This window comes from Collimonas sp. GW821-FHT07E08 (assembly GCF_059418905.1).
The window spans coordinates 16661-30094 of record NZ_JBWKQR010000019.1; the positions used below are offsets into that span (position 1 = coordinate 16661).

General features: G+C 61.5%; 17 protein-coding genes. 5 read left to right on the forward strand and 12 right to left on the reverse strand.

Annotated elements, in window-relative coordinates; all coding sequences use genetic code 11:
• Position 1: 1 nt before the first annotated feature.
• The 7 genes from AC07RZ_RS21025 to AC07RZ_RS21055 form a co-directional block, all read right to left on the reverse strand.
• Positions 2-697: a PqiC family protein gene (locus tag AC07RZ_RS21025; protein WP_494669442.1), complete on the reverse strand. Its 696-nt coding sequence runs from the start codon at positions 695-697 to the stop codon at positions 2-4.
• A complete protein-coding gene (locus AC07RZ_RS21030) occupies positions 694-2334 on the reverse strand; it encodes a PqiB family protein (RefSeq protein WP_494669443.1) in 1641 nt (546 codons plus the stop codon). Before AC07RZ_RS21030 ends, AC07RZ_RS21025 begins: the two co-directional genes overlap by 4 nt.
• Positions 2327-2962, reverse strand: coding sequence for a paraquat-inducible protein A (locus AC07RZ_RS21035; RefSeq protein ID WP_494669444.1), 636 nt, complete (start codon positions 2960-2962; stop codon positions 2327-2329). Before AC07RZ_RS21035 ends, AC07RZ_RS21030 begins: the two co-directional genes overlap by 8 nt.
• Positions 2959-3609, reverse strand: a complete 651-nt coding sequence (locus tag AC07RZ_RS21040) for a paraquat-inducible protein A (protein WP_494669445.1) — start codon at positions 3607-3609, stop codon at positions 2959-2961. The genes AC07RZ_RS21035 and AC07RZ_RS21040 overlap by 4 nt, the downstream gene beginning before the upstream one ends.
• Before the next feature lie 27 nt (positions 3610-3636).
• On the reverse strand, positions 3637-4302 hold the full coding sequence (locus tag AC07RZ_RS21045) for a DUF3313 domain-containing protein (protein WP_494669446.1): 666 nt from the start codon (positions 4300-4302) through the stop codon (positions 3637-3639).
• Between the two features lie 472 nt (positions 4303-4774).
• Complete coding sequence (locus tag AC07RZ_RS21050) at positions 4775-5344, reverse strand: TetR/AcrR family transcriptional regulator (protein ID WP_494669447.1); 570 nt, start codon at positions 5342-5344, stop codon at positions 4775-4777.
• 180 nt (positions 5345-5524) lie between these two features.
• Positions 5525-6472, reverse strand: coding sequence for an AraC family transcriptional regulator (locus tag AC07RZ_RS21055; RefSeq protein WP_494669448.1), 948 nt, complete (start codon positions 6470-6472; stop codon positions 5525-5527).
• Positions 6473-6663: 191 nt separating this feature from the next.
• Here AC07RZ_RS21055 and AC07RZ_RS21060 point away from each other — a divergent pair, with 191 nt between their 5' ends.
• From AC07RZ_RS21060 to AC07RZ_RS21080, 5 genes are all read left to right on the forward strand, one after another.
• Positions 6664-7413: an SDR family oxidoreductase gene (locus tag AC07RZ_RS21060; RefSeq protein WP_494669449.1), complete on the forward strand. Its 750-nt coding sequence runs from the start codon at positions 6664-6666 to the stop codon at positions 7411-7413.
• Between the two features lie 53 nt (positions 7414-7466).
• Positions 7467-7772, forward strand: a complete 306-nt coding sequence (locus AC07RZ_RS21065) for a hypothetical protein (protein ID WP_494669450.1) — start codon at positions 7467-7469, stop codon at positions 7770-7772.
• A gap of 271 nt (positions 7773-8043) precedes the next feature.
• Positions 8044-9024, forward strand: a complete 981-nt coding sequence (locus tag AC07RZ_RS21070; RefSeq protein ID WP_494669451.1) for an MBL fold metallo-hydrolase — start codon at positions 8044-8046, stop codon at positions 9022-9024.
• A gap of 116 nt (positions 9025-9140) precedes the next feature.
• A complete protein-coding gene (cynS, locus tag AC07RZ_RS21075) occupies positions 9141-9584 on the forward strand; it encodes a cyanase (RefSeq protein WP_494669452.1) in 444 nt (147 codons plus the stop codon).
• 34 nt (positions 9585-9618) lie between these two features.
• Complete coding sequence (locus AC07RZ_RS21080) at positions 9619-10242, forward strand: DJ-1/PfpI family protein (RefSeq protein ID WP_494669453.1); 624 nt, start codon at positions 9619-9621, stop codon at positions 10240-10242.
• 73 nt (positions 10243-10315) lie between these two features.
• Here the strand turns inward: AC07RZ_RS21080 and AC07RZ_RS21085 are convergent, their stop codons facing one another.
• The 5 genes from AC07RZ_RS21085 to AC07RZ_RS21105 form a co-directional block, all read right to left on the reverse strand.
• Entirely contained in the window at positions 10316-11302 is a 987-nt protein-coding gene (locus tag AC07RZ_RS21085) for an MBL fold metallo-hydrolase (RefSeq protein WP_494669454.1), read from the reverse strand.
• Between the two features lie 286 nt (positions 11303-11588).
• Entirely contained in the window at positions 11589-12008 is a 420-nt protein-coding gene (locus AC07RZ_RS21090) for a DUF1801 domain-containing protein (RefSeq protein ID WP_494669455.1), read from the reverse strand.
• Between the two features lie 51 nt (positions 12009-12059).
• Positions 12060-12467 carry an SRPBCC family protein gene (locus AC07RZ_RS21095; protein ID WP_494669456.1) on the reverse strand — a complete coding sequence of 136 codons (408 nt, stop codon included), beginning with the start codon at positions 12465-12467 and terminating at the stop codon, positions 12060-12062.
• The gene (locus AC07RZ_RS21100) at positions 12464-12814 is read right to left on the reverse strand and encodes an ArsR/SmtB family transcription factor (protein ID WP_494669457.1); all 351 of its coding nucleotides are present in this window, start codon (positions 12812-12814) and stop codon (positions 12464-12466) included. The genes AC07RZ_RS21095 and AC07RZ_RS21100 overlap by 4 nt, the downstream gene beginning before the upstream one ends.
• A gap of 158 nt (positions 12815-12972) precedes the next feature.
• Positions 12973-13332: a copper-binding protein gene (locus AC07RZ_RS21105; RefSeq protein ID WP_494669458.1), complete on the reverse strand. Its 360-nt coding sequence runs from the start codon at positions 13330-13332 to the stop codon at positions 12973-12975.
• Between the last annotated feature and the right edge of the window lie 102 nt (positions 13333-13434).

Here is a 13434-nt window from a genome sequence, read left to right on the forward strand (position 1 = left end):
ATCAGGGGATTTCCTGCTTCTCGGGCGCGATGTGATATTGGCTGTAGCGCGCCAGGGAATGCCCGGTGGCCGAGGGCGCCGGCGATATTTGCTGCAGCGTCCGTATTGCCGTTGCGATATCGGCGGCGGTGCTGGCGACAATGCGCTGGTAGGCGGCCACCACGCTATCCACTCCGCCCGGCGCCGGCAACTCCGCCTGCGTGCGGCCCGCCGTCACCTTGCTGTCCGGGAAGCGCTGCACCGCCCAGTTGATGGTGGCGCCGGCGCGTCTTCCGGGTTCGGCATCCATGCGCACCACTTCGACCGTAACGCGATACAGGGGCGCCGCGCCGGAGGCGTCGCGGTGGTAATAGGTGTCGATAGCGCCCAGGCTGGCTTGCAGCCGCTGCGACAGCGCGTCGCGCAGCTCGTCGGGAAGGGGCGCCGACCAGCGCTCCTGCTCCATCATCTTGAGCGCGCCGTTGCCATCGCCGAGCAGCAGGTTGGCCCGGTTGAGACGTTCAGGCACGCGGACGGGAGGCACTTCAATCAGCAGCGGTTCTTTGCCTTGGACGCCGGCTGGCCCAGCGCCGGCATCGATGGACGGCCCCGGCGCCAGCGTGTAATAACGCGGTTCGGGCGAGGCGCAGCCGGCCAGCACGGCGGCGGCGAGCAGCAGTTCCGCACAGAGCACGGCGAGATGGGCGGATGGGATCATGGCTTCTCCGTCTCCGCTTTCCCGCGCAGCAGCGCTTCGGGATGGCGTTCCAGGTAATCGGTCAAGCTACGCAGGGAAGCGGCGCTGCGCGTCAGTTCCTGCATCATGCGGCGCGTATCCTGCTGCAAAGGCGCATTCGGGGCCAGCGTCTGGTTGGCCGCTTGCAGGGTCTGGCGTGCGTCTTGCAATGCGGCTGAGAATTGCGGCACGAGGTTGCCGTCGACCTGGGCCATCAGCTTGTCGGCGTTGTTGAGCATCTTGTCCAGCGCCGCCATCGAAGTACGCAGGTCGCGGCCGATCTGTTCGAACGGGACGTTGTCGATCTTGTCGACGATGGAGCCGAGCTTGGCCTGCAATTCGTCCAGCGTGCCGGGCGTGGTAGCCAGTTCGGGCATGGGACCGTCGACGCTGACCTTGGCCGGCGCCGCCTTGGGGAAAAAGTCGAACGCCACATAGAGCTGGCCGGTGAGCAGGTTGCCGTTGCGCAGCTGCGCGCGCAGGCCGCGCCGGTTCATGGTTTCGGCGATGTCGTGGGTTTTCTGCTTGTCATCCAGGTCGCGCGGGCTGAAGCCCATGCGGGACGGATACAGCTCCACGATCACGGGGAAGCGGAAGGTTTTCCTGTCGCGCTGGTATTCGATCCCGATCGAGCGCACCTGGCCCACCACGATGCCGCGAAAGTTCAGTGCTGCCCCTGGCGACAAGCCACGCACAGACTGGTCGAAATTGAGGACGGCAAGCGCCGGCTTCAGTTCGTCGAGGGGTTTCATGGCTTCCGCCTGGTCGCTGGCCAGGATGAACCGCATATTCTCGCCGGCTGCGGCAGCGGCCTTGGCATTGTCGGGATCCTGGAACGCCACGCCGCCAAGCAGCATGGTGGCGAGCGCCTGCGTATTCACCTTGAGGCCGCCGGCGTCGAGCTTGATGTCGATGCCGCTGGCATGCCAGAAACGGGTGTTGGCGGTGACCAGCTTGTCGTAAGGCTTGTCGACGAACACACGCAACGAGAGATCCTGGCCATTGGGCTCGAGCTGGTAAGCCACTACCTGGCCTACCCGCACGCGCCGGTAATAGACAGGGGAACCGATGTCGAGCGAGCCGAGGTCGGCGGCGCGCAAGACGAATTGTTTGCCGGAGGCGTCCGTGGATACCGCCGGCGGCACTTCCAGTCCGGCGAAACTGTCGCTGCGCATATCCGATTTGCCGGCGTCCACGCCGATGTAGGCGCCGGACAGCAGTGTCTCCAGGCCCGAAATGCCGGAGACGGCAAAGCGCGGGCGCACTACCCAGAATCGGGTGTCCTTGGCCAGGAAGCTGTTGGCGTCGTTGCTCAGGGCGATGGTGGCGATCACGTGGGAACGATCGCGCGCCAGGCGCAGCGACTTGACCACGCCGATATCGACTGCCTTGTAGCGTACCGGCGTCTTGCCGGGCGCGAGTCCGTCCGCGGTGCGGAACGTCACCGCGATTTCGGGGCCGCGTTCGGACAGGGTGTGGACCAGCAGCGACAATCCGACGATGGCGGCGACGATCGGGATCAGCCATACCAGCGAAGGCAGCCAGCGTGGACGCCGGCGCAGTTCGGGACGCGGCGGCGCGGGCGGCATCGGCGGATTGGGGGAATCGGACTCAGTCATTGCGTGCATCCAGCGCATCCCACAGCAGGCGGGGATCGAAGCTCAGCGAAGCGAGCATGGTGAGTACCACGACAGCGGCGAAAGCCAGGGCCCCGGGACCGGGGACGATGGTGGCCAGCTTGCCGGCGCGCACCAGCGAGGCCAGCATGGCGACGACGAAGATGTCGAGCATCGACCAGCGGCCGACTGTCTCCAGCAGGCGGTACAGCTGGGTCTGCTGCCGGATGCGCCGGCTGCAGCGGAAATGCACCGAAAGCAGCAGCAGCGTCAACGCCATCATCTTTAGCAGCGGCACTACGACGCTGGCGGCCAACACCAGGATGGCCAGCGCTTTCGCATCCGAAATCCAGAAATAGACGATGCCGGAGAGGATGGTGTCGCGCACGGTCTCGAAAACGGATTGCGTGACTATCATCGGCAAAAGGTTGGCGGGGATGTAGAGGATCGCGGCGGCGATCAGGAAAGACCAGGTGCGCGCCAGCGAGCCTGGCTTGCGGCGATGCACGGCGGCGCCGCAGCGCGGGCAGGGCCGGCCTTCGGGTGCATGTGGGCTGAGCAGGTTGCAGGCGTGGCAGGACGCCAGTCCCATCGACGCGGTGGTCGGCACCGCGGGCAGCGGCATGCTCATCGCGGCGGCTCCCTGTATTGCCACAGGTCGCGTGGATCGAACGACAGCATGACCGCCAGCACGATGACCAGCGCGCTGAATGACCAGAGCGCTGGGCCTGGCAGGATATCGGCCACGCTGGAGAGCTTGACCAGCGTCACCACCACGCCAAGCAGGTAGACCTCGATCATGCCCCATGGCCGTGTGCGGCGGATGTAGCGCACGACGTACTCGAAACCTGCCGGCAAACGGCGCCGCGCCATCGGCGCCAGCAGATGGAGCATCATCAGCATCTCTGCCAGCGGCAGCAGGATGGTGGTCGCAAACACCAGCAGGGCCACCAGCGCCATGTCGCGGTCGGCATACAGCGCCTGGACCGCGCCCCATAAGGTGGTTTGCGTACGGATGCCCTTGAGGTCCATCTCGACAATCGGAAAGATGTTGGACACCACAAACAGGATGAGCGCGGTCACCACCAACGGCAGCAGCCGTTGATAGGCGCGCGTGCTCTCGCGGTACAGCGTGCCGCCGCAGCGCCGGCACTGCGCGCGTTCGCCTTCGGCAAGGCCGGCGCGCTGGTAGACGGCGTCGCAGTATTCGCAGGCGACCAGGTGCTGGCCGCCAGTGCTTGGTGCGGGCGCATTGCACGTGGTGTCATGGTCGGTCATGGCGCGTTTATCTACGGATTCAGCCGCTTATTTCAGGGAAGCGACCAGCGCATCTGCACCTTTTTCGATGCCGGTTTTGGCGGCATGGAGCGCACCGAAGGTCGCCACGATATTCATCGCATTGGGATACTGCTTTGTCACGAACGCCTTCAGCAGCTGGTTACTTGTGGCGTCATAGATTTCAACTGAATAGCTGACCGACCCCATGAAAACCCCTTCTTTCCCACGTATGGACTGGACTACGTTGTAAGGCATGCCAGCCAGGTCAAAGCGGGTCACCGTCGATGCCACTGCAGTGTTTGTACCCACGCCGGCCAAGGTCAACCTGAGCTTGAGGGTATTCGATCCGGGATTGGCGGTTACCTGGAATCGCTGGCTTAATGCTTTTCTGAAAGTGCTATCCATGTAGCGGGCGAGTTCCTGTTTGTCCGCCTCGGACAAATCTCCAAACTGATGATCCGGCCCGCTGTAGATTGCGATCGGATCGATGATGAGCGCGTTGTATTTCTGCCATTCCACGGGCGCCGAATAACTGTACGGGACACGTCCGGTATCGTCTTTCTGGTTAGGCGTCAGCTTTGGCGACGACGAGATTCCCGAGTACGCCACCGGCTGCGTGGTCCCGCATGCCGCCAGCGCCAGGCAGAACGCTGCGATCATGGCCAGCCGGCCGGTCTTGATGGATATGTGCATTTCAATTCCTCTTCAGTGTTCAGGTTTTTCCAAGGAATGACGGCCATCCCCTGGTACGGCGTGGTGGATGAGTCGGGCGTGACCGTGATGGCGATCGCTGCCTGGCGCTATTGGACGGAGTGAAATGCAGCGTTCAACCGATGCCGAAATCAGCTCTCCGGCCGCCCTTTCGCGCTAACTCAGGAAGCGAATATAGCACCGAATTCTGTATTTGCAAACCGTCTGGTCGGTTTTTTAAAAGAAAATATAAAACCCTCTCTGATGCCTTTGCCGCGCACGAAGAGGCGTCGTACCAGGCTTTCGGGGGGAGGGATGGAGCCGGGTCTTTTTTGTGTGGAATGTCTATATTGCAACATGCGTCGCACCATGGCCGCCGGGGCGGCGTCGGCAACCGAGCCCCGGTGGAGGGCGGCCAAGGCGCATCATTGATCGCGTGTCTTCCTGTCGGAAGGCGCGCAAGCCAGGCGTTGTCCTAGGCTTTGCCGGGAACCAGCCATTGCTTGCTGTCGAGCAGGCGCTCAAACATGCGCTGGCGCTCTTCGTCCGACAGTGGACATAACCCGAACAGGGCATTCAGGAGCAAGCCTTTGGCCGCATACCAGCGCAGCATCGCCAGCTCAGGATCGGCGGCCTCGGCCTTGATCGACGCGATCTTTTTGGCGTCGATCTCTTTAAAGGCGGACAGCAGCCCGGGCTCTTCGCTGATGGCGCCGAGGATGGCAAAGGCGACCGACTGCTGCGTAGTGACGGCTTCGCGGGCTACCGCGATCTGTGTCGCCAGAAGGGGTTCGGACGACGTCGCGCTGACTTGCGCCATGTAGCCCTGGGAAAATTTCTCGAAATATTCAGCCTGGTATTCCAGCAGCGCCTTCAGCACCGCCTCCTTCGAGCGGAACTGATGCATCAGCCCGCCCTTGCTGATGCCGCTTTCGCGCGCAATCGCATCCAGCGTCAGCCGGCGCGGGCCGTCGCGCGCGATGATGGCGAGGGCTGCCTGGATGATGGCGTTGCGTGATCGTTCCGATCGCGTGGTGTTGTCCATTCTCTGTCTCCGCTGCGGGAAGGATTGCCGCCAAACCCGAGACGATAGCTCGGAATGCCGATAAAAACAATCTTTGCGGTCTGTTTTGCGGCTTGTCCGGCGGGCCCGGCCCTCTGCATCGGGACCCGGCAAGCGTCCGCAATCGACGTCATCGCTTCAGAAAACCAACCTTTAACCACGCTAGGGTTGCGGTGCAATCGAATCCGCGTCCCGGCGGGACAAATCGACGACGAAGGATTCGCGCATGCTTTCCACGTCGCGCAGCGGCGAACGTCCGAACAGCCGGCTGTACTCCCGGCTGAATTGCGATGGGCTCTGGTAGCCGACGCGATATCCGGTTGAGCCGACATCCAGCCGTTCGACCAGCATCAGGCGGCGCGCCTCGTACAGCCGCAGCTTCTTCTGGTACTGCATCGGCGTCATCGCCGTCACGGCACTGAAATGGTGGTGGAGCGAGGACACGCTCATGCCGACATGGCGGGCCAGGTCTTCCACGCGCAGCGGGCTTGCGAAATTCTGGCGCAGCCAGGCGGTGGCCTTGAAAATCCTGTTGCTGGGACTCTCGGCCTGGGCGATCCGCAAGAGCCGCGGGCCGTAAGGCGAGGTCAGCAGGCGGTACAGGATTTCCTCTTCGATCAACGGCGCCATTGCCGGTATGTCGCCTGGGCGGTCGAGCAATCTCAGCATTCTCAGCGTCGCATCCAGCAATTCCGGCGCGGCGAGGTTGACGGCTGCACCGCGTATTGCGTCGGCGGCGCCCGCTCCCGCCGGCATGCCTATCCTGCCGATCAGGTGTTTGAGCCGCTCGCCATTGATCGCCATGGCCACACCAAGGTGCGGAACTTCAATGCTCGCTTGCGTAATGAGCGAGACGACCGGAAGGTCCAGCGACACCACCAGGCAATCTCCGACGCCGTATTCAAACACCTCGGTTCCTAGCGTCAGGCGTTTCGCCCCTTGGACGACCAGCGCGAAGCACGGCCACTGCGTGGTGTTGAGCGCCTGGGATGGGGAAGAACGGCGGCCGATGAAAAAACCGTCGATGGCGGTCTCAAGCTCGCCATCGGTGTTGGCGAAACGGGCAATGATGGATGCCATTTCCCGATAAGGGTCTAAGCTTGTTTTCATGGGAAATACTTTGATTTTCTAAGGGTTGCAGCAGTATCGAGCTTACCTGATATTCCAGTTGGCGCATCAGGCAGGTTCAATGATTTGCAGGATCGTAGATGATTTATGGAGAATCCGGATAACGCGCGTGGTCCAGTCGATGACACTATGCAGTCATCCGATTTATCCAATCCATCGAAGAGGAGCCGACCATGGCAACCAATCTCATCCCGAACGCCGCCCCAGGAAAAGTGGTACTCGTCACTGGCGCAAGCAGCGGCATCGGCGAGGCGACAGCCCGCCACCTGGCTGCCCGCGGCCACAAGGTGCTGCTGGGCGCCCGCCGCGTCGACCGTATCGCCGCCATCGCCAAGGAAATTCTGGACGCTGGCGGCGAGGCAAGTTTCCAAGAACTGGACGTCACCAGCCTCGACAGCGTACGCGCCTTCGCGAACACTGTCGTCAAGCGCTACGGCAGGATCGACGTGCTGGTCAACAATGCGGGCATCATGCCTCTGTCCATGCTCGAGGAACTGCGGGTCAACGAGTGGGACCGGATGATCGACGTCAATCTGCGCGGCGTCCTGCACGGCATCGCGGCAGTGCTGCCGGTCATGAAAGAACAGAAAGCTGGACATATCGTCAATATCGCTTCCACCTCCGCTTATCGGGTCGATCCTACCGCGGCGGTCTATTGCGCGACCAAGTTTGCAGTGCGGGCAATTTCCGAGGGGCTGCGGCAGGAAAACACCGACATACGCGTGACCGTGGTCAGTCCCGGCCTTACGCGCAGCGAACTGGTCGACGGCATTGCCAACCCACAGGTGCAGGCGGCGGTCCGCGAAATGATGGACCTGGCGATTTCACCTGAAGCCATCGCGCAGGCGATCGGTTTCGCCATCAGCCAGCCGGCCGATGTCGACGTGAGTGAATTGATCATCCGCCCTACAGCGCAGCGATGAGCACGTTTGACGAAGAGCCGCACCCCGCAAATCAGCCACACAGGAGTTACAAGATGTCTACCGCCCTCGAGATCACGACTTTCAAGCTTGTCAAAGGACGCGGCGTGAAGGACTTCATCGCCGCCAATGCTGACATCGATGCATGGCTGAAGCGCCAGGCCGGCTTTCAGTCCCGCCACATCGCGGAATTGGAAGACGGTTCTATCGTGGACATGCTGGTCTGGAGTTCCATGGCCGAAGGCGAGGACGCCGCGTCTCGAATCATGGGCGAGACGGCGGACTCGCCAGTGCATGCGGCCATCAACCAGCGGTCCGTCGTCTGGCGCATCGCGCAGGTGCGGCACCAAGTGTGCGCGTAGAAGCCCTCGGCGGCAGGCGTCTGCAATTAATAGCCGAGTGCAGCGCAATACCTGCAACACATTAAGCAAGTTGCAGCCGAGTTCCGCAATACCGCGTCTTCGAGCGTAAGCTGCGCGACAGCATGATGATTTAGCATTGGGCATGGTTTCTGGTTATGATGAGTCTGGCTCAAGCGCAAACCTGGGTTTGACGGCGCGGCAATAACAGGCACGGACCAATTTCCCGGATCGCGGAACAAGATTCCTATCCCTGATATCTGAGAAACTCCTCATGAAAAACACGACCGTAATCGCGAGTTTATTGTTTTCTTTTTTTTGCATCAGCGCCATGCCGGCGGCGACCGCTGCCGGCGCCGCTACAGTCAAAATCACGCCGTTGGGCAGCCACGATGGCGAATTCTGCGCGCAGGACCGTGCGCTGATCTTCGAGGATCCGGATGGAACGCGGATTCTGTATGACGCCGGCCGCACGGTGCGCGGCGGCGGCGATCCCCGGCTGGGTAAAATCGATGGCGTATTGCTAAGCCATGTGCACAGCGATCACCTGGGCGATGCACACCAGGCCGAGGCAAATGCCGGCACCTGCGCCTCTCCCGATTTTTCGGTAAAGAGCGCGCCGTCTTCGGTAACCGAAGAGGTAGTCCTGGCGAAGAAAGCCAAATTGTTCGTTGGCGGCGAAATGGGAGATTTTTTCTCGCGCAGGATCACGGCTGCCGGCGGTAGCGCCGACCAGGTGCTGCTGGTCCGCTTCGGAGGCCAGCGGAAAATCGGCGGCGTCAGCATTGCCGGCGTCCCGGCGGCGCATTCAAACGGACTGGACGAAAAATTCCTGGGCGGAGCGCTTGCAGAAGGCCTGTCGGCCAACGGCGTGAAGGCTTATGTCGGTCCCGCAGGCGGTTTCGTGCTGACTTTTTCCAACGGGCTGGCGGTGTACCTGTCTGGCGACACCGGCATCATTGCCGACCAGGACCTGGTGGTGCGGCGCTTCTATAAACCCAAACTGGCGGTGCTGAACATCGGCGGCATTTTTTCCACCGGTCCGCAGGAAGCCGCGTATGTGATCAACGACCTGGTGCGCCCCAACGCCGTGATAGCTTCGCACGTGAATGAGGCGGCCACCAAGGATGGGAAATTCCTGCCGGGCAGCAAATTCCTGGAATTTAAAACCGCGGTGAAAGTCCCCGTATACGCTCCCCTTAGCGGCAAGACCATGGAATTCAACGTGGAAGGGAAATGTGTTGCGGGCTGTTAGCCGCACTGCCATGGACCGATCATGGACTGACTCAATGCAATCCGATTCACGCAAGCAGACGGCAGCATATTTAACCCTACCCCAACCCTGACCCCGCATTCCTTGAAGGAGCTTTTATGGACCGCCTCGAAGTTACCGAAAAAATCATTGCCGCCAAAGTGTCCTCGGGCATCAAGTGGTCGGAAGTCGCGGCCAAGGTCGGGCTTAGCAAGGAATGGGTCACCGCTGCGTGCCTGGGGCAAATGACGCTGAGCGCGGAACAGGCGGGCGTCCTCGCGGGAATTTTCAGCCTGACCGCGGAAGAGGCCAAGTGGCTGACCGTGACACCGTACAAAGGCTCGCTGCCGACGTCAGTTCCTACCGACCCGCTGATCTATCGCTTCTACGAACTGGTCAATGTATACGGGAGTACTTTCAAAGCGCTTATCCACGAAGAGTTTGGCGACGGCATCATGAGCGCCATCGATTTCAAGATGGACCTGCAGCGCGAGAACGACCCTAACGGCGACCGCGTGCGCATCCTCATGAGCGGCAAATTCCTCCCCTACAAGCAATACTGATTCCTCAACCCCATCTGCACCGGAAGACGACGCCATGCATATTGCTATCCTTACCTTCGAAGGCTTCAACGAACTCGACTCCCTGATCGCGCTCGGTGTCCTGAACCGCATCAAGAAGCCTGGCTGGCGCGTGTCGATCGCGAGCCCTGCGGCGCGAGTGCGGTCGATGAACGGGCTGGTGATCGAAGCGCAGGCATCCCTGCGCGAGGCAAGCACTGCCGACGCGGTCATCGTCGGCAGCGGCATGCGGACACGGGAAATCGTCGCCGACGAGGCGCTGATGGCGCAGCTGCAGCTCGACCCGTCGCAGCAATTGCTGGCTGCGCAATGCTCCGGCACGCTGGTGCTGGCCAAGCTCGGGCTGCTGGAGAGTGTTCCTGCCTGCACCGACCTGACGACCAGACCCTGGGTCCAGGAAGCCGGCGTCGAGGTGCTGAACCAGCCTTTCTTTGCGCGGGATAACGTCGCTACCGCAGGCGGGTGCCTGGCGTCGCCGTACCTCGCCGCCTGGATAATTGCCCGGCTGGAAGGCGTCGAGGCGGCGGAAAGTGCACTGCACTATGTCGCCCCGGTGGGAGAGAAAGAAGAGTATGTATCGCGCGCGATGCGGAATATCATGCCGTACCTGAAACAGGAGCTGGCTGTTGCGTGCGACTGAAGCCGGAATGCATGCCAGGCGCCTGGCGCCGTCAGCGTGACGGCTGCGCCTGGCATGCGGGTTGCCGGCGGCGTTATTTCAGCTCGGTCGTGTAGTTGACTGGGATCCATTGCCACGACTTGCCGGCTGCGCGCAAATGCCCAAGGCCCGGAAACGAGATGTGGGCCGCGCCGATCAGCGCACCTTCTTTTGCCGCTGCAGTGAAGACCTTGGCGCGCGCCACGGCGGCGGTTTTCTTGTCCGTGTCGAATTCAATCGTGACCGCAGGGTCCGCGAACTGCACGGCGCCAACGTGGATCAGGTCGCCGGTCACGATCAGCTTTTGGCCCTTGCTTTCGACGACATAACTCGTATGGCCGGCGGTGTGGCCGTAGCTCGACCAAGCCTTGACGCCCGGCACGATCTCGCCGCTGCCATCGAACGGCTGGAATTTTCCTGCCGCGATATACGGGTTGAGCGACGCCACTGCGCCCTGGAAGGAACCCTTCGAGTCGGCGCTCGCTTGCTCCAGTTTTGCCTTGGACAGCCAGAAGTCGGCATCGCGCTTGTCGGCGTGGACGGTGGCGTTGGGGAACACCAGTGCACCGTTTGCGACCAGGCCGCCGAGGTGGTCAGGATGCATGTGCGTGAGGAAGATGTCATCAACCTGTTCAGGCTTGTAGCCCGCCGCTTGCAGGCTTGCGGTCAGCTTACCCAGCGTCGGGCCGAACAGCGTGCCGGCGCCGGTATCGATCAGCACCAGTTTCGTGCCGGTGTTGATGAGAAAACCGTTGACCGAGGTCTCGGCGGGCACATCCAGGAAAGACTTGCGCAGCGCTGCCGTGGTCTTGGCGGCGGGCTCGTCCAGCAGCTTGTCGACCGGCAGGTCGACGGTGCCGTCGCTCAGTGCGGTGATCTCGAAATCGCCGAGCATCACGCGGTAGAAACCTGGAGCCTGGGTCTTGACCTGGGGCGCGGCAGCGAACACGGCGGTGGGGACGGCGCCGGCGCCCAGCGCCAGGGAGACGGCGAGTGCGGTGCTGGACAGCAGGTGGCGCAACGGGAATGAAGTGTGGTCCATTGATTGGCTTTCTTGTGAAGGTTGGATTGTGTCGGTTGCGAACTACGGAATGCCCTGTCGCTTGCAGGTCAAGGATGGGCAACAACCTTGCGCCCAATGTGGCTTTCCCTGCTTGCTGCAGCACAAAATCCTAGCATTTTTCTTGTGAGGGCGTAGCCTGCTGGCAACTATGCAAGGCGGCTGCGGATCGCCTTCTGCCTGAAGCGATCCGCAACGCGATGGGAGGCCGCAGCCGGCAGAGTGGGGCAGCCGCCGCGGCGCCAGGCTCGTTCAGGGAAGGAATCCCTTAGGGCTTGGCTTTTTTGGAAGGTTTCGACTTGCCGGCGCTGTTGAGGGCGATCGCCTGGCGGACGAGAGTCTTGAAGGCCGGCTCGTCGATTTCTTCTCCTTCGAGGATGTCGATCGCGCGCCGCGTGTTGCCGTCGAGGCTGGAGTTGAAGAGACCGGCCGGATCCTCCAGGGAGGCGCCCTTGGCGAAGGTAAGCTTGATTTTATCCTTGTAGGATTCGCCGGTGCAGATGATGCCGTCGTGCGACCAGACCGGCGTGCCCATCCACTTCCATTCCTCGACCACTTCCGGGTCTGTTTCCTTGACCAGCTTGCGCATCCGGCCGAGGATGTCCCCGCGCCAGTCTCCGAGTTCGGCGATTCTTTTCGAGATGAGCTCAGGTGCCGACAAACCTTGGCTCGCGTCCGGTTTTTTCATGTTTCCACCCTGGAAGTTCCAGATATATTGGATGTGCAAGACACCATGTCGCTAGTCCAGTTTGGCGACTACCGACTCCAGGTTCGTAAAGAACTTCTGCCATCCGTACTTGGCGCCCTGGTAAGCCTGCTCCTGATCCGGCCGGAAGCCTGACTGCTCCATGCGCAGGCGGGTCCCGCCGCCGCTGGGAGTGAGGGTCCAGGTGACGACGCTCTTGAGACCCAGGGCTTCCCATGCGTAAGACAGCGTCTTGTTCAGCTCGACCGCCAGCACCTGGCAATCGACAACGCCCCAGTCGGCGCGCAAGTCGAAGCGGTGGCCGACGACCGGCTTGAAGTCGTTTTTCATCAGCCATTCCTCGATCAAGGGGGCTTGCGTCAAAGCGCGCCAGATCTTCTCGGCAGGGTGCGGCAGGTCCCGCTCCACAATCAGGGTTTTGGTATCGTCAGCTTGCGTCATTGGTCCATCCTTTTCAATAGGGTTTCCAAACGGTCGAATCGGTTATTCCAAAAGGTCGAATAAAAACTGATCCAGTCGATCAGCGGCGCCAGTGCTTTCGGTTCGGCGCTGTAATACGTCTCGCGCCCGTCGCGCCGGCCGCGCACCAGGCCGGCCAGCTTGAGCGCCCCGAGGTGCTTCGAAATGGCGGGTTGCGATACCCCCGACGGATCGGTCAAGGCATGCACCGTCATTTCGCCACCCATGCTCAGGCGCTCGAAAATTGCACGCCGGGTTGGATCAGACAAGGTTTTCAGAACGGCTGTCGGTTCGGCGTGCACTGCGATTCCTCTTCTATTGAACTGCATTTCCATTTCCGCGAACACTGGCGGCTCGCATGAATCAATCATAACCAAACGGTTATGGATGTCAAGGGCTATCTTGGATGCGCACGATGCGACGCTTCCGTGCGCTTGTGTCTGGAATGACAACATGGGCATACAGGAAGCGCCCATCCGCGTAATCGTTATTTCACAGCGGTCACGACATAGCCTGCGTCCTGCTTGGCGAAGTCGATGGACACCTTCTTGTCGACGGCGAGCCGGTCGAAGAACATCTTGTCCTTCACCACGAAGGTCATTGTCATGGCCGGCCAGTTCAGGCTTTTGACGGGGCCGTGGGCCAGCGTCACCGTGCCTTTCGTGGCGTCGACGGCCTTCACCACACCAGTAGCCGTGTGGGTGGCTGTCTTCGCCATGGCGCCGGATTTCATGGTATCCATGGGCATGTCCTTCATGTCCATGTTTTTCATGCTGCCCGACTGCGCGAGAGTCACGCCGGATGCGGACAGTGCCAGGAGCAGGGACAGGGTTGCGATCGATTTCATGCTGGTTTCCTTTTCAAGTTGAGAGAATGATTTGAAACAGATTGCGCCCATCCATCTGCCAGACATTGGAGGGTTGGGCGCCGCGCCTGCTTGCACACGCGT